This window comes from Myxococcus sp. AM009 (assembly GCF_013372605.1).
Lineage (GTDB): Bacteria > Myxococcota > Myxococcia > Myxococcales > Myxococcaceae > Myxococcus > Myxococcus vastator.
Genome location: NZ_JABXEP010000149.1, coordinates 1 through 19,797, shown reverse-complemented (window position 1 = coordinate 19,797; position 19,797 = coordinate 1). Strand labels below are relative to the sequence as shown.

Here is a 19,797-nt window from a genome sequence, read left to right as displayed (position 1 = left end):
GTGGGGGCCCGGGAGGGAGCTCCAGACGGTGATGCAGGTCCGCACCTGCGTGCCCGCGAAGGCGCCGGGGCCCAGGTCCACCACCTCGCGCAGGGAGAGCGTCTCCAGCAGTGACTGGCGCAGCGGCGCGTACATGAAGGCGTCGAGGAAGCTCGCTGGGGTGATGAAGGCGAGCGCCCCCGGGCGGGTGGCCAGCCGGTGCGCGGCCACCAGGAGGAAGAAGGCGAAGTCGTCGCGCAGGCTGGTGCCGGGCATCAGCGCCAGGGGGAGCAGGGCGCGCAGCCGGGCATAGGTGCCCGGGTCCTTCAGCACGGAGGAGGTGCCGTTGTAGGGCGGGTTGCCCACCCACAGCTCCTGGTGCTCCGGCGGCGTGGTGTCGAGCAGCGGCGCCAGTCCGTCGCGCAGCGCGTCTCCGGCGCGCACGGTGGCCTCGGGCACGCGGGCCTGGCAGAGACGGGCGACCTCGGGGTCCAGCTCCAGGCCGCAGAGCCGGACGCCGGGCCGCAGCCGCGAGGCGGCGGTGAGGAAGGCACCCGCGCCGCATGAGGGGTCCACGACGGTGAGGGGTCCTCCGCCCACGTGCTGGAGCGCGAGCGCGAGGGTGCGTTCCGCCAGCGGCGCTGGCGTGAAGAAAGCACCCACGGCCTTGCGGTCCAGGCTGGGGAATTGAAGAACGAGCTTCTCCTCATCCACTTCCAGCGGCCTATGCGCGGTGCGAGGCATGGGACCGCATCCTACCTGCCGTGGTGCGGAGTGAACGCCCGGGGCCCGCATTTAGGCTTGATGTTTCAGCGAGTTGTGCGTTTGGCATCAACGTACCTGCCCTGGAGTCGCAGGGGCGCGTGATGTCTGAGTGGGGCTCGCTGCCTTGTTGTTTCAGGTCGGCCCATGAACGTGGCGGGTGCCCGCCAGTCCACAAGCGCGGTTGGCGGGGACCGCCACGTCGATGAGCCTGGGCTTCGGCAGGTCCAGGTTGTTCATGAGCTGGATGAAGCCCTCGCGGCTCCGGCCGGCGACGCGCGGGTTGTGCCGCTTCTCCTCGCCGATGGTCGTCACCGTCAGCCCCTTGTAGTCATGCGCGGGGTACACGAGCGTCTCGTCCGGAAGCGCGAACAGCACCCGAGTAATTGAGTCGTACAACGTGCCGGCATTCCCGTTCTGGAAGTCTGTCCTGCCATTGCCACGGATGAGCAGGGCATCCCCGGTGAAGACACGCGCTCCCAACAGGTAGCTCACGCTGTCATCCGTGTGGCCCGGCGTCGCGAGCACCTGGAACGTGAAGGCCCCGGCGCGCAGCGTGTCGCCATGCTTGACATGGATGTCGGCGCACGGAGCCCCCGCCGCGCCGCCCACCACCTTGGCCCCCGTGCGAGCCCGGAGCAGGCCGGACGCGGTGACATGGTCCGCGTGCACGTGCGTGTCGAGCACGTGGGTGAGGGAGAGACCAAGCTCCCGCAGCAGCGTGAGGTCCCGTTCGAGCTTCTCCGCGACGGGGTCGATGAGGAGCGCCGTTCCGCTCTCCTCATCCCCGAGCAGATAGGTGTACGTCGACGACGTCGTGTCGAAGAGCTGGCGGAAGAGCATGGTTGCCTCCAGGGCATCGGGAGCCTGGGCTCCACCGATAAACTTCGCCCTGTCGGAGGCCTCGGCCGGAAGCGGACGCCCGTTCCGCCTCCGTCCACTCCTGGAAGCCCCCGGCCGCCGGGACGTGGCCCAGGCGATTGAGGCCGGCCCCGCGGCGCCATGCCCGCCGCCCGCGACCTAGAGCCCGTGCCCGCAGTGCTTGCAGAAATGGGCATCCAGGTCATGCCCCTGCTGGCCACAGGCAGGGCACGCCCGGTGGTCCACCGCGTGCCGCGTGGCGGCGGCCAGCTCCACGGAGACGATACCCGTGGGCACCGCGATGATTCCGTAGCCCATCACCATCAGGATGGACGCGATGAACTGTCCGGGCACCGTCTTGGGCGTGATGTCGCCAAAGCCCACCGTCGTCACGGTGACGATGGCCCAGTACATGGCGCGGGGGATGCTGTCGAAGCCGTTCTCCCGGCCCTCCACCACGTACATCAGCGTGCCCATGATGACGACGATGGTCAGCACCGTGCCCAGGAAGACGGTGATTTTCGGCCGGCTGGCGCGCAGCGCGGTGAGCAGCACCTCCGCCTGCCCCAGCAGGTGCGTCAGCTTGAGCACGCGGAAGACGCGCAGCAGCCGCAGCACCCGAATCACCAACAGGGACTGCGCCCCGGGGACCAGGATGCTCAGGAAGGTGGGCAGGAGCGCCAGCAGGTCCACCAGCCCGAAGAAGCTGCGGGCGTAGCGCAGCGGTTTGCTGACGGAAAAGAGCCGGAGCAGGTACTCCAGGGTGAACAGGCCCGTGAAGAACCACTCGACGCCGAGCAGCACGTTCCCGTACTGGGCCCGCACCGAGGCGACGCTCTCCAGCATCACCGCGATGATGCTGAAGAGGATGGCCCATAGGAGGCCGACGTCAAACGCCCTGCCCGCGGGCGTCTCCGCCTCGAAGATGATTTCATGCAACCGACCGCGGAGGCCCCCGGAGGGGCCCTGCTCTGAGGCTCTGGACACGGGCCCAGTGTAGGCGACCCGTGTCCCAGGGGAATGCCCGTCCTCAGGCCTTGGCCTCGCTGGCGGCGGGGCGGGACGGCCCAACCTCCGGCTTCGAGGCCGCGGGGGCCGGCAGGGGCGCCCCCACGTGCATCCGGTGCTTCACCTCGGCGAAGCGGGCGGCGGACGCGTGCTCGGGGAAGAGCAGCGACACCGCCGCGCCCACGAGGAAGGCCAGGGGGATGGTGATGACGCCCGGGTTGCGCAGCGGGAACAGCGCGGACGTGTTGCCCAGGAGGTCCACCTGCACCGTGGGGGACAGGAAGATGAAGAGCACCGAGCTGATGGCGCCCGTGAGCATGCTGGCCACCGCGCCATTCGTGGTGAACTTCCTCCAGGCCATGGACAGGAGCAGCGCCGGGAAGTTGGCGCTCGCCGCGATGGCGAAGGCCAGCCCCACCATGAAGGCCACGTTCTGCCCCTTGAAGACCACGCCCAGGATGATGGCCACGACGCCCAGGAAGAGGCTGGCCAGCCGGGCCACCTTGAGCTGCTCTGCTTCGGGGGCCTGGCCCTTGCGCACCACGCTGGACCACAAGTCGTGGGACAGCGCCGCCGCGCCGGACAGCGTCAGGCCGGCCACCACCGCCAGAATCGTGGCGAAGGCGACGGCGGAGATGAAGCCCAGGAAGCCCGTCCCCCCCACGACTTCGGCGAGCATGGGCGCCGCCATGTTGCCGCCCTTGTCCACCCCCGTAATCGCCTGACGGCCCACCAGCACGGACGCGCCGAAGCCCAGGATGAACGTCACCAGGTAGAAGTAGCCGATGAGCCCCGTGGCGTAGAAGACGCTGCTGCGCGCCGCCTTCGCGTCCGGCACCGTGTAGAAGCGCATCAGGATGTGCGGCAGGCCCGCGGTGCCGAACATCAGCGCCACCCCCAGGGAGATGGCCTCCAGCGGGTTGCTCACCAGCTTTCCAGGGGCCAGCACCTCCGCGCCGTACCGGGTGGCGGCCTCGTTGAAGAGCCGCAGCGGGCTGAAGCCGAACCTTGACAGCACCATGCCCGCCAGGCCCGTGGCGCCCGCGAGCAGCAGCACCGCCTTGACGATTTGCACCCACGTGGTGGCGATCATCCCGCCGAAGAGCACGTAGAGAATCATCACCGCGCCCACGATGACGACCGCCATCTCGTAGGACAGGCCGAACAGCAGGTGGATGAGGTTGCCGGCGCCCACCATCTGCGCAATCAGATAGAAGCTGACCACGGTGAGCGTGCCCACCGCCGCGGACAGCCGGACCGGCGTCTGCTTCAGCCGGTAGGCCACCACGTCCGCGAAGGTGTACTTGCCCAGGTTGCGCAGGGGCTCGGCGATGAGGAACGTCACGACCGGCCAGCCGACGAGCCAGCCCACGGAGTAGATGAGCCCGTCGAAGCCGGACGTGGCCACCAGACCCGCGATGCCCAGGAAGCTGGCGGCGCTCATGTAGTCACCCGCGAGCGCGAAGCCATTCTGCGCCGCGCTCACGCCGCCGCCCGCGGCGAAGAACTCGGACGTCGTCTTCGTCTTGCGCGCCGCCCAGTACGTAATCGCCAGGGTGATGCCGACGAAGAGGAGGAAGAACAGGATGGCCGTCGCGTTGGGCTGGCCGAGCTGCGTCGTCGTTTCTGCCGGGTTCATGCCTGCCTCACTTTCCACCGCGGAGTTGGTGCAGGGCGCGGTCGTACTTCCCGTTCGCCCACAGCATGTAGATGCCCGTCAGGGCCCAGGCCGCGACGATGACCAGCGCGCCCAGCAGGATGCCAACGGACAGACCCGGGACGAGCTGCTGCCCCATGAGCGGTTTGTCGAAGGCCACCAGGAGGATGAAGCCCAGGTACGCCGCCAGCGTCGTCACGGTGAGCACGCCGGCCACGCGCCAGCGCGCCGCCGCGAGTGCTTCCAGCGCTTCCTCGTTCGGATTCGTGGACATGGGGTTTCTCCTCCGGTCAGCGCTTCGCCGGTGTGGGGGTGGCCTTCGCGAGCAGCTCATCGAGCACCGTCGGGTCCGCCAGGGTGCTGGCGTCACCCAGGTTCTCCACCTCGCCCGAGGCAATCTTGCGGAGCATGCGGCGCAGAATCTTCCCGGAGCGCGTCTTCGGCAGGCCGTTGACCAGCACCACCCGGTCCGGCGTGGCGATGGGGCCAATGACATGCCGGACCTGCTCCTTGAGCGCGCCCACCATCTGCTCGGAGCCGGACTCCTGCCAGTCCGGCTTCACCGTGACGAACGCGCACACGCCCGTGCCCTTGAGCTCATGAGGGAAGCCCACCACCGCGGCCTCGGCGACGGCCTCGTGCGCCACCAGCGCGCTCTCCACCTCGGCGGTGCCCAGGCGGTGCCCGGAGACGTTGAGCACGTCATCCACGCGGCCGGTAATCCAGTAGTACCCGTCCTCGTCGCGGCGGCAGCCGTCACCGGTGAAGTACAGGTTGGGGAAGCGCGCGTAGTAGGTCTCCTTGAAGCGCTGGTGGTGGCCGTACAGCGTGCGAGCCTGCCCCGGCCACGAGCGCGCCAGGCACAGGTTGCCGCTGACGCCGTTGCCTTCGATGACGCGGCCCTCGTCGTCCACCAGCACGGGCTCCACGCCGAAGAAGGGCAGGGTGGCGGAGCCCGGCTTGGTGGGCGTGGCCCCCGGCAGCGGCGCAATCAGGATGCCGCCCGTCTCCGTCTGCCACCAGGTGTCCACCACCGGGCAGCGGCTGTCGCCCACGACGTCGTGGTACCAGCGCCACACCTCCGGGTTGATGGGCTCACCCACGCTGCCCAACAGGCGCAGCGACTGGCGCGAGGACTCCTTCACCCACGCGTCGCCCTCCCGGATGAGCGCGCGCAGCGCGGTGGGCGCGGTGTAGAGGATGGTGGCTTTCAGGTCGTCCACCACGCGCCACAGCCGCCCCGCGTCCGGGAAGGTGGGCGTGGACTCGAACATCACCGTGGTGGTGCCGTTCATCAGCGGCCCGTAGAGGATGTAGCTGTGGCCGGTGACCCAGCCCAGGTCCGCCGCGCAGAAGTAGACGTCCTCCGGCTGGATGTCGAAGACGTAGCGGAACGTGGTGGCCGCATAGACGAGGTAGCCGCCCGTGGTGTGCAGCACGCCCTTGGGCTTCCCCGTGGAGCCGGACGTGTAGAGGATGAAGAGCGGGTCCTCGGAGTCCATCCACTCCGCGGGACAGACGCCGCGGTGCTTCGCCAGCTCCGCGTCCAGCCAGTAGTCGCGGCCGGCGAGCATGGGCACCTCCTTGCCGGTGCGGCGCACCACCAGGATGGACTCCACCACGGACAGGCCCTCCACGGCCTCGTCGGCGATGGCCTTGGTCGCCACGAACTTGGGGCCGCGCGGGCCTTCGTTGGCGGTGATGAGCACCTTGGCGCCGCAGTCGAGGATGCGCTCGCGCAGGGCCTCCGACGAGAAGCCAGCGAACACCACGGAGTGCACCGCGCCGATGCGCGCGCACGCGAGCATGGTGTAGGCCAGCTCCGGCACCATGGGCAGGTAGATGCAGACGCGGTCGCCCTTGCGCACGCCGTGCGCCTTGAGCACGTTGGCCACGCGGCCCACGTGGTGCTGCAGGTCGCGGTAGGTGATGGACTCGTACTCGCCCGGCTCGTTCTTCGCCCAGATGATGGCGACCTTGCCGGGGCGCTCCTTGGCGTGCCGGTCGATGCAGTTGTAGGCCGCGTTGAGCTTGCCGCCGCCGAACCAGGCGAAGTCCACCTGCTCGGGGTCCAGGTCCATGATGGCGTCTGGCTCGTGGAACCAGGTGAGCTGCTCGGCCATCTCACCCCAGAAGGCCTCGGGCTGCTGGAGGCTGCGCTGGTAGAGGCGCTGGTAGTCCTCCAGGCTCTTCACGTGGGCATTGCGGCTGAAGGCGTCCTTCGTGGGAATGAGCGCGTCCTGCGTCTGGGCCATGGTCGGCATCCTTGGGAGTGGAGGCGGGTTAGTAGAAGAGCTGCAGCTGGCTCGTGCCCGTCACGGCGGCGCGGGCCTGGGAGAGGTCACCCGTCCACGCGACGGCGACCTCGGTCCGGAGGTTGAGCGTGTGCTTCTGGAACCAGATGTTGAAGCCGGGTTTGAGCGCGAGCTGGTCCTGGCCGGCCACGCGCGCTTTGAAGCACTCGCCGGAGATGAGCGGCTGGAGCTTGCCGAAGCGCCAGCCCGTCTCCGCGTAGAAGCCCGTGCCGCTCCGCGGGTTGTCCAGGCCCTGGCGGTAGTGGAAGAGGGTGGCGTTGAAGACGAACTCCTGGTCGTTCGCCAGGGGCACGTCGAGGAACACGTCCGCGGCCGTGCCCACCGCGTCATGGAGCCCGGACTCCGTGGCCACCGCTTTCGGCTGGTAGTCGGCGCCGAGGCCCACCGACAAGCGCGGCTCGGAGGCGAAGTAGATGCCTTGGAAGAAGAGGTCCTCCTCGCGCGTGAAGAAGTTCCAGCGCGCCATCGCCGTGACGCGAGGCAAATCGTCCGGGTTGAGCACGGTGCCCTCCGGCGTCGTCTTGCCGTTGACGCCATTGAAGATGGCGGCCCGGAATCCCAAGGGGCCGGCGAAGCCGCGGACCTGCACGCCGATGTCCCGCCACACCTTGCCCACGCCAGGTGTCCAGCGGACCAGGTTGGAGTGGTAGTCCACCGCCTGCAACGCGATGGCGCCCTGGAGGACATGGCGCGTCAGCGGCGGCAGCAGCATGCCCACGTCAATCCAGATTTTCTCCGCCACCTCGTAGGAGATGAACGCGTCCTGGATGAAGAAGGCGACGCTCCAGTCGCCGTTCTTTCCGAAGTGGGGCTGGTCCGTCTCGGCGAAGAACGAAAGACGCCTGGTGATGTTGCCGAAGACGAGCAGGCGCGTGCGCCGCAGGAACATGTCAGTGCCAGGCCCGCCGGACGGCGCGCCCTCGTCGACAAGCTGGAGCTGCGGCTGCAGGAGGATGGCGACGTTGAGGTAGGACTCCTCGCTGACGGGTAGCTTGAATGCGCTCGACGGAGTGGCTGACAGCAGGACCGCGAGCGCGGCCATGAACGAAAGCATGCGTGCGGGGGCAGTGCGCATGCCCCAGCACAGAGCAACGTGTCTGCCAACGCGCCGCGCTCGGAGATTCAAGACGTTGCAGGTTGGCTCGGCGCGTCAGGACGTTACCGAAGGTGACGTGCGCGTTACCGCGGTAACGCTTCATGCGCCGCGTCGTCGCGCTTCGCGCGCGGCGTCAGGTCTGCTTGGAGTTGGAGTGGTCGCCCGTCTTTCCTAGCAGGTATCCACCATGGCTGATGGCCAGCAGGGCGAGCATGCCTTGCGACAGGGCGGGCATCGCGCTGGTCGTCCCGCGCGCCACCGACATGGCCACGTCCATGAAGTAGCCCACCGCTGCGATGACTGTGAAATAGAACATCTGCACCTTGGCCAGGTCGATGTGCGCGGTGTTGCCCACCTCGTCTCCCTGGAACATGTCCGCCATGCGCGCGTCCGTCATGTTCGCGTTGGCGTAGAGCACGCCCTGGCGGTGCGCGTCGATGTCCGCGGTCGCCTCCGCGAGCTGGACAGAGGTGTTCTGCACCAGCTTCTCGTCTGGGCTGCGCGCACGCTTGCCTCCCAGCACCAGCGGTGTGCCCAGCAAGGAGGTGGTGGAGATGCCCATGGCAATCCAGAGCTCCTGGGGGATGTCGACTCCCACGGCGTTGGACGCGCCCGACTTCACGCGGGAGAGCGTCATCGTCAAGTAGCCCGCCATCACCACCACGGTCCACACGAGCGCCTGGAAGCGGGAGAGACTCATCAGGTTGCGCTCACTGATGAGCAGGGCAAGCGGCACGCCCACGATGGCCTTGCCCAACACCAGCAGGAAGCCGGTGAGCATGGCGGCCGTTCCGAGCAGGTTCCACCCCGGCGGCAGGTACCAGGTCGTGGTGAGGACGGCCATGGGCATGACCGTGGTGAGCACCACCATCCGCCCGTACTCCGCGCGAGGAATGACGCCAACGACTTCCCCAGCGCGATTGCCAGCCCCACTGCCAATCACAGGCACGCTGTCTGCCATGAGCTCCCCCCTGCGGTGTGTTGGCGGGAATCCTAGCGATGGGGCACGGCGGGCGTTCCGTCGTGCCGGGGCGCCGCTCATGGCGGACACGCTGCCAGCACCGGAGGGCAGTGGACGGGCGCACGGGCGCCGTGCCTCAAGCGCGCGTGCGAGGGATGCCCAGCTTCTGGCGCTTCTCCCACAAGGCCTTGCGGCTGATGCCCAGGCGCTTCGCCAGCTCCGTCTCGCCCATGTGCTCCTGGTGCTCCATGACGAAGCGGCGGAAGTACTCCTCCATGGAGTCCGGTGCGGCGCCGCTGGTTTCCTCGGCGGCGGGGCTTGTGTCGGTGGGCTCGGTGGAGGCTCCGAGGCGGTCCGCCGCGTCGGGCAGCTCCAGCGCCAGGAGCCCCGCTGTCACCACCGGGCCATCCGCGAGGATGACGGCGCGCTCCAGCGCGTTCTCCAGCTCGCGCACGTTGCCCGGCCAGGGATGGGAGGTGAGCGCTTCCATGGCCTCGGGCGCCAGGCTCGCCGTGGGACGACCGACCTTGCGGCTGGCCTTCTCCAGCAGGTGTCTGGCCAGCGCGGGCACGTCCTCCGTGCGCTCTCTCAGCGGCGGCAGGCGAATCTCCACCACGCGCAGGCGGAAGTAGAGGTCCTGGCGGAAGGACCCCTCCTGTACCCGGCGGGGCAGATCGCGGTGAGTCGCGGCGACGATGCGCACGTCCACCTTGCGGGACCGCGTCGCGCCCACGCGCCGCACCTCGCCATCCTGGAGCATTCGCAACAGGCGCGCCTGGGCGGGCGCGGGCAGCTCACCAATCTCGTCCAGGAAGAGCGTGCCGCCGTGCGCCGCCTCCACGAGCCCCGGATGCGCCGCCTGCGCGCCGGTGAAGGCGCCCTTCTCGTGGCCGAACAGCTCGCTCTCCAGCAGGCCTTCGGGAATGGCCGCGCAGTTCACCGCCACCAGCGGCCCGTCCGCCCGAGGGCTCTGGGCGTGGAGGGCGCGCGCCACCAACTCCTTGCCCGTGCCGGACTCGCCCAGCACCAGCACGGTGGCGGGGGAGGGGGCCACCTTGCGGACGCGCTCGAAGACTTCTCGCATCGCGGCGCTGCTCCCCACCATTCCGCTGACGGGGTGCGCCTGCTCCACCTCGCGCTTGAGCGCCGCGTTCTGCCGCGTCAGCAGGCCTTCGCGCAGCACCCGCTCCACCTGCATCAGCAGCTCGTCATGGTCGAAGGGCTTGGCGATGTAGTCCACCGCGCCCAGCTTCATCGCGTCCACCGCCGACCTCACGGTGGCGTAGCTGGTCATGATGAGCACCGGTACCCCCGGACACAGGGCGATGATGTCCGTCCCCGGGGCGCCCGGCAGGCGCAGGTCCGACAGCACCAGGTCGAACGAGTCCAGGGCGTAGTCGCTCGACGCCTCGTGCACGGAGCCCGCCTCGGACACGTCATGCCCCGCGCGCACGAGCAGCCGGCGCAGCTCCGTGCGGATGATGGGCTCATCTTCGATGACCAGGACGCGGCTCATGCCGGGGCCTCCCGCTCGGGGTTCACGCTGGCTTCCATCCGGCGTGGCTCCGGAAGGCGCACCACGACGCTAGTCCCTCCCCCCTGCCGCCTGTCCACCTGCATCGTCCCGCCGTGCTCTCGGACGATGCCCGCCGCGAGCGCCAGGCCCAGGCCCGTTCCCTCACCGGGGCCCTTCGTGGTGAAGAAGGGCTCGAACACGCGCTGCGCCAGCTCGGCGGAAATCCCATGCCCCCGGTCCATGACGCGCAGGCGCACCGCGCCCTCGTCGATGTCCGCTTCCAGCTCCACCACGCCGTGCTCGGGTGAGGCGTCCATCGCGTTGGTCAGCAGATTGACGAGCACCTGCTCCAGCCGCTGCGCGTCGCCTTGCACCTCCAGGCCCTCTGGACAGCGATGCTCGAAGCGCACCCCGCGTTGCTTGCGCGCCAGCCGCGCCAGTTGCACGGCTTCGCTCAAGAGCGGCGCCACGGCGACGCGCGTGAAGGGCCGCGCCTGTCCGCCCACCGTACCTTCGTGGCTGAAGCCCACCAGCGTCCGGACGATGGCGTCGATGCGCCGGCACTGCTGGAGGATGAGCCCCGCGCGCTCCTGCATCGCGGCCGGGTCCTCCAACTCGTACTTGAGGTTCTGCGTCAGGCTGGCGATGGCCGTCAGCGGGTTGCCAATCTCGTGGGCCACGCCCGCGGCCACTCGGCCCAGCGAGGCCAGCCGGTCCTGATGCGCCATGCGCGCGTCCACGGCCTTGCGCGCCGTGAAGTCCTCCACCAGGAGCGCCATGCCCTCGGGCGTGCCCGTGCCCTGCTCAGCCGCAGAGAGCCGCGAGCGGTGCAGCCGGAGGATGCGCTCGACGCCCGCCACGGTGACACGCGTCTCCGTGTCCCCGTCCACGCCGCTGGCGAAGCCGGACAGCAGCGGGCCCCAGGGCGCGGGCAAGGCCTCCAGGGGATGGCCACGCACGGCGTCCACCGGCACGCCGGAGAGCTGCTCGAGCGCCGCGTTCCAGATGACGACCTCACCATCCGGCCCCACGGCGCAGACGCCCACTGGGAGGTCCTCCAGGATGCGGCGCAGGTAGCGGCGCACGGCCTCCAGCGCGGGCACCGGGCCTCGCGGGCCCCGCGCGTCGCGGAGGCGCTCCTCGACGAAGCGGAGCTGCTCGGCCAGGGCCGTTCGCGCGCCGGGCTCCAGCCGCAGCGCCTCCTCCACCGTCATGCGCGCGAGCACGGGGCCCAGCAGGCCCGACAGGTTTCGCTCCACGCCGTCGCGCAGGCGGCGCAGCTCGGAGGGCCGGCGCTCGTCCGGCGGCAGCGACAGGGACTTCAGCGCCCGGTCCACCTCCGCCGTCGCGGCCTCCTCACCCAGCAGCGGGGCCAGCTTGCGGCGGAACGCGTCGGGCGAGCCCGCCACCACGCCGCCCGCGGCGGGCGCGGCCTCTTCGCGTGTGCAGGCCCGCGCGGCCTCTGCTTCCTCGTCGGACTGGCGCGTCGCCAGCGAAACGCCGATGAAGGCCAGCCCGTTGAGCGTCAGCGAGGCGAAGGTGGCGAAGCCCCAGGGCTCGTCGACGGGGAAGCCGAGCAGCGCCGCCATGCGGTGCGTCCACGCGACGACGCCCGGCGACGCCCACAGGGGCACCACGAGCGTCAGGAGCCACGCGCTGGCGCCCACCGCCAGGCCCGTCAGCAGCCCGGCGCGCGTGCCCCGCTTCCAGAACAGCAGCCCCAGCACGCCCGGGATGAACTGCGCCACCGCGACGAAGGACACCAGCCCCAGGTCCACCAGCCCCGTGCCGCGGATGTTCAGCAGCCAGTGGAAGCCGTAGCCGGCCAGGATGATGATGCCGATGAGCAGCCGGCGCGCCCACAGCAGCCATCCGTACAGGTGTGGCTGGCCGCGCGCATAGCCCAGCGGCAGCACCAGGTGCGTGAGGCACATGGGCGCCAGGGCCAGCGTGGTGACGATGACCATGGCGCTGGCCGCGGAGACGCCGCCCAGGAAGGCACCCAGCGCCAGCCACGTGGCGCCGCGTGACGCGGGCACCGCCAGCACGTGGAAGTCCGCGGGCCAGGGCAGCCCCAGCGCCTCGCCGCTCCAGAGCACCACGGGGACGACCAGGTTCATCACCAGCAGCAGCAGCGGGAAGGCCCAGGTGGCGGTGGCCAGGCCCTCGCGCTCCGGGGCCTCGGTGAAGGCGACGTGGTAGCTGCGAGGCGTGAGGAAGGCGGCCGCGCAGGACAGCACCAGCAGCGGGGCCCAGGAGGCCTCCCGCGCCGGGCGCTGGAGCCCTTCAATGGCCTCTGGATGCGCGTCCACCCAGGCCCGCAGCCCGTCCACGCCGCCGAACACGTTGGAGACCGCCCAGACGCCCACGGCCACCAGGGCGACGAGCTTCACCGCGGACTCGAAGGCGATGGCCAGCATCAGGCCTTCGTGTCGCTCGCGCGGGGAGAGGTGCCGCGCGCCGAAGAGGACGGAGAAGACGGTGAGGACCGCGCAGAAGCCCAGGCCCACCAGCGTGGGCGACGCGGACGGGCTGAGCACGCGCGCGGACTCCACGACGGCCCGCACCTGGAGCGCCAGATAGGGCAGGCTGCCCGCCAGCAGGAACAGCGTCACCGCCGTGCCGGTGGACTGCCCCGGGTAGCGGAAGGCCAGCACGTCCGCCAGCGAGGTGAGCTGCAGCTCGCGGGACAGGCGCAGCAGCGGGCGCCACAGCACGGGAATCAGCAGGCACGCCAGGGTGACGCCCAGGTAGATGCCCAGGTAGCGGAAGCCGTGCCGGGCCGCGTAGCCCACGCTGCCGAAGTAGGACCACGACGTGGCGTACACGCCCAGGGCCAGCGCGTAGACGAGCGGGTGCTGGGTGATGCGCGCGGGGATGGCGCCTCGCTCCGCCGCGTAGGCCACCAGGAAGAGCACCAGCAGGTAGGCGACGGACGCGGCGACGAGCGAGCCGAGCTCCAGCGTCATCGGCCACCGCTCCGGTGCGCCGCCCAGCCGCCCAGGATGATGACGCCCAGCCACACCGCGAAGGGCAGGTACCCCGGCGCGCCCTCCGCCAGCCACAGCAGGCGCAGGGGGGAGCCGAAGAGGAGCACCGCGACGGCGAAGACGAGCAGCGACGGCATCACGGGGGCGTCGGGCTCGGGAGGGCGCTTCATGGCGGCGAGGATACCAGCCGCGTCTCCGTCGAGTGACGAAGCCGCCACGTGCGTCAGGTGGATGCGGTGGGGTGGCTCGCCGGGCCCGGGAGGCGCAGCCTCACGGCGCACCTGCTGTCCGGACGCGGGCGCACGGAGCTGACCGTGGCTTGTCGCTCGACAGGCGGGCCGGGCCGTCGTGAGAATGCGGGTCGGCCGAGGCGCCCGCTGGCGCCATCGGGGAACGGAGATGCGCGTGGAGACGCAGCCTGGCGACTTCGGACCGCCGCGAGACGAACGTGAGATGGCCGCCGTCGCGGACATCATGATGCAGTCGTATGCCATGTCCCCCGCCGACAGCGCCGCCTGGGTGCAGCGGACGTCGCGGCCGGACCTCCGGTTGCTGCGCGAGGGCGGCGAGGTGGCGGCCACGCTCGTGCTCATCTGCATGGGGCAGTGGTACGGCGGACGCAGCGTGCCCGTCATCGGCGTGGGCGGCGTGGGCGTGTCGCCCGTCCACCGTGGGCGCGGCACCGCCACGCGGCTGATGCGGCACCTGCTGCGCGAGGCGCGCGCGACGGGCGCCCCGCTGTCGGTGCTCTATCCCGCGACGCAGCCGCTCTACCGGCGCGTGGGCTACGAGCACGCGGGCACGCGGCAGGAGCTTCGCATCCAGGTCCCATCGCTGGACTTCAGCGAGCGGACGTTGTCGCTCCGGCCCATCGAGGAGAAGGACACGCAGGCCATCGTCCTGAGCTACCAGCGCCACGCGCGTCACCGGCCGGGCTGGCTGGACCGTGGGGACTTCTCATGGGGCCGCGTCCGCAACCTGCGCGGCGAGGTGGCACATGGCTACCTGGTGGAGGGCAGCGCCGGTGTGGAGGGCTACCTCTACGTCATCCGCCGGCCGCTCAAGGACTTCAAGCAGGAGCTGTTCCTCTCCGACGTCGTGGCCCATACGCCCGCGGCGGCGCGGAGGATTTTGAGCTTCCTGGGGGACCACCGCTCCCTGGCCACGGACGTCTTCTGGTACGGCGGCGTGGATGACCCGCTGCTCCTGCTGCTGCGCGAGCAGACGTACTCGGTGAAGCTGTACATGCACTGGATGGTGCGGGTGCTGGACGTGGCCTCCGCGCTGGAGGCGCGCGGCTGGCCGGAGGGGCTCTCCGGCACCCTCCATCTGGACCTCGAGGACGACCTCTTCCCGGAGAACCAGGGCCGCTTCGTGTTGGAAGTCGCTGACGGGCAGGCGCGCGTCCGCCGTGGCGGCGACGGCGGCTTGCGGCTGCACGTGCGGGAGCTGGCGCCGCTGTACACGGGCCACCTGTCCGCGGAGTCGCTGCGGGCCATGGGCGCGCTGGTGGGCGATGAGGCCTCGGTGCGCGCGGCGGGCAGCCTCTTCACCGGGCCGCCACCCTCCCTGCGCGACATGTTCTGAGCCGGGCCGGGCGCTCTATCGGGCCCGGCGCGGGGGTGCTAGGAGCGCGAGCAGTCCTTCACAGGAGCGTGCAGTCAATGCGGGCATTCGTCACCGGTGGTTCAGGCTTCGTGGGCAGGCACCTCCTCGCCGCGCTGAAGGTGCGCGGGACGCCCGCCCGGGCCCTGGCGCGCTCCGCCGCGGCGCTGGCCTCGGTGACGGAGTCCGGCGCGGAGCCCTTCGAGGGCGACCTGTCGGACGTGGACACGCTGAAGGCGGGCATGGAGGGCTGCGACACCGTCTTCCATTGCGCCGCGGTGGTGAAGGGCTGGGGCGCGCGCAGCGAGTTCTACGAGACGAACGTGCGCGGCACGGAGCGGGTGCTGGAGGCGGCGCGCGCCGCGGGCGTCAAGCGGCTGGTCCACGTCAGCACGGAGGCGGTGCTGGTGGATGGCTCGCCCCTGGAGCGGGTGGATGAGACGATGCCCCTGCCCGAGCGCCCCATTGGCGACTACCCCTCCACCAAGGGCGAGGCGGAGCGCCGGGTGCTCAGCGTGAATGCGCCGGACTTCGTCACCGTGGTGGTGCGTCCCCGCTTCATCTGGGGCGCCGGTGACACGTCGCTGCTGCCGCAGTTCCAGGAGGCCGTGCGTGCCGGGCGCTTCCGGTGGTTCGGCGGCGGCCGTTACCTGACGTCCACCTGCCACGTGGCCAACTGCGTGGAGGGCATGCTGCTGGCGGCGGAGAAGGGCCGCGGCGGCGAGGCCTATTTCCTCACCGATGGGGAGCCCGTGGAGTTCCGGGGCTTCATCACCGCCATGCTCGCGACGCAGGGCGTGGACGCGGGCGAGCGCACCCTGCCATACGGGGTGGCCGCGACGGTGGCCACGGTGGGCGACTTGCTGTGGGGCACCTTCGGCCTGGGCGGCAGGCCTCCGCTCACCCGCACCGAGGTGCTGCTCATGGGGCGCGAGGTGACGGTGCGGGACGACAAGGCCCGCCGGGAGCTGGGGTATGAGGGCCGCCGCTCCCGTGAAGAAGGGCTCCGGGAGATGAAGGCGGAGCATCGGAGCACGGCGTCGCGTATGCTCTGAGGCATGCGAAGGTTCGAGTTCGTGGAAGGCTCCAGCTCCAAGTTCTGGGAGCCGGAGCTCAAGGGCAACACCTTCATCGTCACCTACGGCCGCATCGGCACCGCCGGTCAGCGGCGGGAGAAGGCCTTCGCGGACGAAGCCGGCGCCCGGAAGGAATACGAGAAGAAGGTCGCTGAGAAGCTGCGAGAGGGTTACCGCGAGGTGACGGAGGGCGGCGCCGCCGAGGCCGCGCCCGCCCCGCCGCCCGCGCCGAAGAAGGCGGAGCTCCCCCGCCGCGTGCCCGCGGCCACGCCCACGCCCGAGTCACTGAAGGCCGCCGCCGAGGCCCTGGCCGCGCTCCGCGCCCGACTGGGGTGGCGGAGCTGGGAGGTGACGTCGCGGGCCCGGCGTGCGAAGCGCGCGCTGCGGGCCCTGGGCGGCGTGGACCCCGCGGCCCACGCGGAGCTGGCGGGCACCTTCACCGCGCTGATGGAGCGCGTCGTCGCTCCCAAGGGGGACGGCCGGCTCCCGCTGCGGCACGCGCTGGCGTTGCTGGGCGAACTGGACGTGGCGGCCTTCACCCGCGCGGCCGAGGTGTGGCTCGCCGCGCCGGACGCCGTCCCCGCCGCGACGGCCGTGGCCCGGCAGGCGTCGGCGCTGGGGCAGCCCGAGCTGGCGCTGCGCATGGGCATGCTGCTGGCGGAGCGCCCCGGTCGAACGGGCGCGCCCTCCGAGGAGGGGTGGAGCAAGCGGTGGACGCGCCTGCGGCCACACGTGGAGGAGCAGCTGGCCTCCAGCGGCGGTTCGCTGGCGACCTGGGCCCAGTCCGTCGAGGCCTCGAAGGACGCGCACCTGGCCGGCCGGTTGGCCAGTCTGGGGGCGTGAGGCGCCGACGTCGCGGGGTGCAAGGAGCGCGTGGAAATGTCCCACGCGCTCCTCGCGGCGCGGTGGGCTAGCCCGGGCCGCCGCTGCTGGACGCGGACGACTTCTTGGCGGCGCCCTTGCCCGAGGACGGGACGCTGTCGGGCTGCCGGTCCATCTCCGCCATCGGGTAGTCGCGCGCGGCATCCAGGTAGGATTGGGGCTTGATGCGCCGGCGCATGCGCCACGTCAGGTTGTCGGGCTGCACGAGCACGGGCTCACCGTTGGCGCGCTGCTCCACCAGGTGTCCGTCGCAGAAGCGCCACAGCTTGCGGCCGTCCACCTCCTGGCGCGCGTAGAACAGGTCCGTCTGCCCCACCTGGGGCTTGGGCGGGCACCAGGTGCGGCGGGCGGTCTCCTCCCGCTCGGGCATCTCCGCGCGCCACCGCCGACGGGCGTCCTTCAGCGCCACTGCCGCCAGCACCTTGGGGCCCTCTTCCAACCGGGCTTCCACCTCCGGCAGCAGCTCGTTGCCGCGCCGGACAATCTCCGGGAAGGCCCCGATGTCGCGGAAGCTGCACTCCTTCAACCGGTTCAGCGTGTAGCGGTGCACCTCCATGAGGGGCGGAAGTGACGCGGTGGCCTCCCGCATCATCGCCAGTTGCCGCGCGTGGTCCGGCGCGTCCAGCTTGGAGACCTGCTCCGTCTCCCGGAGGAAGCGCGCCATCGCGCCGTTCACCGTCGTCAGCTCGTCCGCCAGCCACCGCGGCTCCGAGGACGCACAGGGGTCCGCCTTCGCCTTCTTGTAGTCCCGGTAGTCCGCTCGGGACATGCCGAGCGAAAAATGCTCCACCGGAGGAGCGGGCTTGGTCGCGCACGCGCTCAACGCCGTGCCCAGGCCCGCAAGCACGAGCTTCCGAATGTTTGCCGTCATCCCCCCATTCTGGCATGTCATTTGTGTTCAAACAAACGTGCGGAAGCGGACGCTTCGGGGCAGGCCCGGATTCCGAGGCGGACGGGCCTCCCCTGTACGGCGTCACGGAGGTTGCCTACAAGGCTGCCCAGGAGCCGAGCACCTGTTCCCAGAAGTGCGAGCCGGTACATGAAGCCCGCGGTCCTCATCATCATCGGGGTGCTCACGGCGTTGGGTGGGGCCCTCTACCTGTCCTCGCGGCGCGCCGCGGAGCGCGGCACGGGGGAGGCGCGTCCGGCGGCGCGGGCGCCCGTGCCCGCCCGCGCGGTGCGGACGGAAATCACGTTCCTCTACAGCACGGAGAAGCGGGCGTGGGTGGAGGAGGCGGCGGCGGACTTCCAGAAGGCGCACCCGCTCATCCGGGTGAATCTGGTGGGCCGGGGCTCGCTGGAGGCCGCGCGGGCCATCCTCGAAGGCCGTGAGCGGCCCACCGTGTGGAGCCCCGCCGACAGCGCGGTGCTGCGGATGCTGGAGTCGGACTGGGCCACGGACGCCACGCGCGCGCCGCTGTTCGCCTCGGAGGGCGCCGCGGCGCCGCGGCCGTTGGTGAAGACGCCGCTCGTCTTCGTGGCGTGGGAGGACCGGGCGGAGGTGCTCCAGCGCGCCAGCGGCGGGGGCGCGGTGTCCTGGAAGGTCATCCACGACGCGGTGGCCAGCGACCAGGGCTGGCCCGCGGTGGGCGGCCAGCCGGAGTGGGGCTTCGTGAAGCTGGGCCACACGGACCCCACGCGCTCCAACTCCGGGCTCCAGGCGCTGCTGCTGGCGTCGCTGGAGTTCTACGGCAAGCAGCGCGGGTTGACGGTGGCCGACCTGCTGGAGCCGCGGTTCCAGACGTGGCTGAGCCAGCTGGAGCGGGGCGCGGGCCGCTTCGAGCGGTCCACGGGCGGGCTGATGGCGGACATGGTCCGCTTCGGCCCGTCTCGTTACGACATCGCCGTGGTGTACGAGAGTCTGGCCATCTCCCAGCTCTCCCAGCCCCCGGGGAAGTGGGGGGCGCTGAAGGTCCTGTACCCGACGCTCACGTCCTGGAGCGACCATCCGGCGGCGGTGCTGGAAGGGGACTGGGTGCTGCCCCGCCAGCGTGAGGCCGCGCTGGCGTGGCTGCGCCATCTGCACAGCCGGCCGGTGCAGCAGCGCGCGCTGGCCTTCGGCTTCCGCCCCGCGGACCCCTCCGTGCCGCTGACGTCGCCCGGTGAGGACAGCCCCTTCCACCCGCTGGCCGCGCGCGGCCTCCAGGTGGACGTGCCGGATGGCGCGGAGGTCCCCGAGGGCGCGGTGGTCCGCAACCTCCTCACGCTGTGGTCGCGGCGGGTGGGCAACGCGCGCTCGCCGTAGCCCGCCGCTGCGTCCGGTGCTCCGCCGTCAGCCGTCGCGCGCCGCCAGGTCGATGAAGCCGCGAATCCAGATGAGATTCACGGCGTCGCAGACGTCACGCGGCGTCGGAGTCGTCGTCTCCAGCGCGGCCGTGTAGGGCACGCCCTGGCGCGCGTACCAGTCGGTGACGCTGCCGTCGTGGTACTCGATGAGGCCGTCCGCGTCGGTGAAGCTGTGGTCGTCCACCTTCTGGCTGCGCACCACCGCGACGTGCTTCGCGCTGGCCTCCACCAGCGGGCGGTAGGCGGCCTTGTCTCCGAAGGTGTACGCGTACGTCGACGCCCCGCCCAGGTAGTCGTCCTGGTGGATGTCGAGCGCGGCGGCCGGAGCGGCGTAGCGCGCCAGCTCGCTGCGTATCGCGCGCGTCTCCTTGGGGCCTCCGTCATAGAGCGCCCAGCGGAGGATGGGCCGCGCGACGTTCAGCTCGCCCACCCACTCCCCGGGGGCGACCTCGTAGCGGAGGAAGTCGTTGTTGGGCTTCTCTCCGCTGCGGTTGTAGCGCGTGCCCGCCTCGAAGCCGGACGGGTTGATGCAGGGGTAGACGCGCAGCCCCACGCCGCGCTCCACCGCGTACGCCGCCACCGCCGGGAAGTGCTCGGCCAGCGTGAGCGGGCCGGCGGGCTCCTCCCCGTGGAAGCCGGCGGTGATGACCAGCCAACGCTCTCCCGGGACGAAGAGCCGGAGGAGGGGGTAGTCCTGGTCCCCCTCCGTCACGCGGCCGTATTCGGAGACGTCCGCGACGTGGGCGTGGGCGCGGATCCGCTTTGCGTAGTCGGTGTAATTCACGCACCTAAGCTAGCCGCCC

The 19,797-nt window shown here is 70.9% G+C and carries 17 protein-coding genes; 4 read left to right on the top strand and 13 right to left on the bottom strand.

Annotated features, from left to right (window positions below; translation table 11 throughout):
* The 11 genes from HV824_RS28525 to HV824_RS28475 form a co-directional block, all read right to left on the bottom strand.
* The coding region (locus HV824_RS28525) for a class I SAM-dependent DNA methyltransferase (protein WP_176424686.1) at window positions 1-723 on the bottom strand (723 nt) is incomplete at its 3' end.
* A gap of 153 nt (window positions 724-876) precedes the next feature.
* Window positions 877-1,584, bottom strand: a complete 708-nt coding sequence (locus HV824_RS28520) for an MBL fold metallo-hydrolase (RefSeq protein ID WP_176424685.1) — start codon at window positions 1,582-1,584, stop codon at window positions 877-879.
* A gap of 177 nt (window positions 1,585-1,761) precedes the next feature.
* Window positions 1,762-2,589: an ion transporter gene (locus HV824_RS28515; protein ID WP_176416886.1), complete on the bottom strand. Its 828-nt coding sequence runs from the start codon at window positions 2,587-2,589 to the stop codon at window positions 1,762-1,764.
* A 43-nt stretch (window positions 2,590-2,632) separates the two neighbouring features.
* Window positions 2,633-4,249, bottom strand: a complete 1,617-nt coding sequence (locus HV824_RS28510; RefSeq protein ID WP_176416887.1) for a sodium/solute symporter — start codon at window positions 4,247-4,249, stop codon at window positions 2,633-2,635.
* Window positions 4,250-4,256: 7 nt separating this feature from the next.
* Window positions 4,257-4,541, bottom strand: a complete 285-nt coding sequence (locus tag HV824_RS28505; RefSeq protein ID WP_176416888.1) for a DUF485 domain-containing protein — start codon at window positions 4,539-4,541, stop codon at window positions 4,257-4,259.
* 16 nt (window positions 4,542-4,557) lie between these two features.
* Window positions 4,558-6,522: an acetate--CoA ligase gene (gene acs, locus HV824_RS28500; protein WP_176424684.1), complete on the bottom strand. Its 1,965-nt coding sequence runs from the start codon at window positions 6,520-6,522 to the stop codon at window positions 4,558-4,560.
* Window positions 6,523-6,550: 28 nt separating this feature from the next.
* Entirely contained in the window at window positions 6,551-7,624 is a 1,074-nt protein-coding gene (locus HV824_RS28495; RefSeq protein ID WP_255208409.1) for a hypothetical protein, read from the bottom strand.
* Window positions 7,625-7,811: 187 nt separating this feature from the next.
* A complete protein-coding gene (locus HV824_RS28490) occupies window positions 7,812-8,639 on the bottom strand; it encodes a hypothetical protein (protein WP_176416891.1) in 828 nt (275 codons plus the stop codon).
* Between the two features lie 136 nt (window positions 8,640-8,775).
* Window positions 8,776-10,155: a sigma-54 dependent transcriptional regulator gene (locus tag HV824_RS28485; RefSeq protein ID WP_176424682.1), complete on the bottom strand. Its 1,380-nt coding sequence runs from the start codon at window positions 10,153-10,155 to the stop codon at window positions 8,776-8,778.
* Window positions 10,152-13,124, bottom strand: coding sequence for an ATP-binding protein (locus tag HV824_RS28480; RefSeq protein WP_176424681.1), 2,973 nt, complete (start codon window positions 13,122-13,124; stop codon window positions 10,152-10,154). Before HV824_RS28480 ends, HV824_RS28485 begins: the two co-directional genes overlap by 4 nt.
* Window positions 13,121-13,315: a hypothetical protein gene (locus HV824_RS28475; protein WP_176416927.1), complete on the bottom strand. Its 195-nt coding sequence runs from the start codon at window positions 13,313-13,315 to the stop codon at window positions 13,121-13,123. Before HV824_RS28475 ends, HV824_RS28480 begins: the two co-directional genes overlap by 4 nt.
* Before the next feature lie 229 nt (window positions 13,316-13,544).
* Here HV824_RS28475 and eis point away from each other — a divergent pair, with 229 nt between their 5' ends.
* The 3 genes from eis (at window position 13,545) to HV824_RS28460 (ending at window position 16,669) form a co-directional block, all read left to right on the top strand.
* Entirely contained in the window at window positions 13,545-14,732 is a 1,188-nt protein-coding gene (gene eis, locus HV824_RS28470; RefSeq protein ID WP_176424680.1) for an enhanced intracellular survival protein Eis, read from the top strand.
* A 77-nt stretch (window positions 14,733-14,809) separates the two neighbouring features.
* Complete coding sequence (locus tag HV824_RS28465; RefSeq protein ID WP_176416895.1) at window positions 14,810-15,805, top strand: NAD-dependent epimerase/dehydratase family protein; 996 nt, start codon at window positions 14,810-14,812, stop codon at window positions 15,803-15,805.
* A 3-nt stretch (window positions 15,806-15,808) separates the two neighbouring features.
* Window positions 15,809-16,669: a WGR domain-containing protein gene (locus HV824_RS28460; RefSeq protein WP_176424679.1), complete on the top strand. Its 861-nt coding sequence runs from the start codon at window positions 15,809-15,811 to the stop codon at window positions 16,667-16,669.
* A 67-nt stretch (window positions 16,670-16,736) separates the two neighbouring features.
* Here HV824_RS28460 and HV824_RS28455 read toward each other — a convergent pair whose 3' ends face one another.
* Window positions 16,737-17,579 carry a hypothetical protein gene (locus HV824_RS28455; protein ID WP_255208408.1) on the bottom strand — a complete coding sequence of 281 codons (843 nt, stop codon included), beginning with the start codon at window positions 17,577-17,579 and terminating at the stop codon, window positions 16,737-16,739.
* Between the two features lie 168 nt (window positions 17,580-17,747).
* Here HV824_RS28455 and HV824_RS28450 point away from each other — a divergent pair, with 168 nt between their 5' ends.
* Window positions 17,748-18,953 (top strand): substrate-binding domain-containing protein, encoded by a 1,206-nt coding sequence (locus HV824_RS28450; RefSeq protein WP_176424678.1) that lies wholly within the window; start codon window positions 17,748-17,750, stop codon window positions 18,951-18,953.
* Between the two features lie 27 nt (window positions 18,954-18,980).
* Here HV824_RS28450 and HV824_RS28445 read toward each other — a convergent pair whose 3' ends face one another.
* Window positions 18,981-19,778: a hypothetical protein gene (locus tag HV824_RS28445; RefSeq protein ID WP_176424677.1), complete on the bottom strand. Its 798-nt coding sequence runs from the start codon at window positions 19,776-19,778 to the stop codon at window positions 18,981-18,983.
* Between the last annotated feature and the right edge of the window lie 19 nt (window positions 19,779-19,797).

Bases quoted from the DNA above. Each gene is read 5' to 3' on its own strand.
- HV824_RS28520 (WP_176424685.1), bottom strand. From the start codon at position 1,584: ATGCTCTTCCGCCAGCTCTTCGACACGACGTCGTCGACGTACACCTAT.
- HV824_RS28510 (WP_176416887.1), bottom strand. From the start codon at position 4,249: ATGAACCCGGCAGAAACGACGACGCAGCTCGGCCAGCCCAACGCGACG.
- HV824_RS28505 (WP_176416888.1), bottom strand. From the start codon at position 4,541: ATGTCCACGAATCCGAACGAGGAAGCGCTGGAAGCACTCGCGGCGGCG.
- acs (WP_176424684.1), bottom strand. From the start codon at position 6,522: ATGGCCCAGACGCAGGACGCGCTCATTCCCACGAAGGACGCCTTCAGC.
- HV824_RS28495 (WP_255208409.1), bottom strand. From the start codon at position 7,624: ATGGCCGCGCTCGCGGTCCTGCTGTCAGCCACTCCGTCGAGCGCATTC.
- HV824_RS28490 (WP_176416891.1), bottom strand. From the start codon at position 8,639: ATGGCAGACAGCGTGCCTGTGATTGGCAGTGGGGCTGGCAATCGCGCT.
- HV824_RS28485 (WP_176424682.1), bottom strand. From the start codon at position 10,155: ATGAGCCGCGTCCTGGTCATCGAAGATGAGCCCATCATCCGCACGGAG.
- HV824_RS28480 (WP_176424681.1), bottom strand. From the start codon at position 13,124: ATGACGCTGGAGCTCGGCTCGCTCGTCGCCGCGTCCGTCGCCTACCTG.
- HV824_RS28475 (WP_176416927.1), bottom strand. From the start codon at position 13,315: ATGAAGCGCCCTCCCGAGCCCGACGCCCCCGTGATGCCGTCGCTGCTC.
- eis (WP_176424680.1), top strand. From the start codon at position 13,545: ATGCGCGTGGAGACGCAGCCTGGCGACTTCGGACCGCCGCGAGACGAA.
- HV824_RS28465 (WP_176416895.1), top strand. From the start codon at position 14,810: ATGCGGGCATTCGTCACCGGTGGTTCAGGCTTCGTGGGCAGGCACCTC.
- HV824_RS28460 (WP_176424679.1), top strand. From the start codon at position 15,809: ATGCGAAGGTTCGAGTTCGTGGAAGGCTCCAGCTCCAAGTTCTGGGAG.
- HV824_RS28455 (WP_255208408.1), bottom strand. From the start codon at position 17,579: ATGACGGCAAACATTCGGAAGCTCGTGCTTGCGGGCCTGGGCACGGCG.
- HV824_RS28450 (WP_176424678.1), top strand. From the start codon at position 17,748: ATGAAGCCCGCGGTCCTCATCATCATCGGGGTGCTCACGGCGTTGGGT.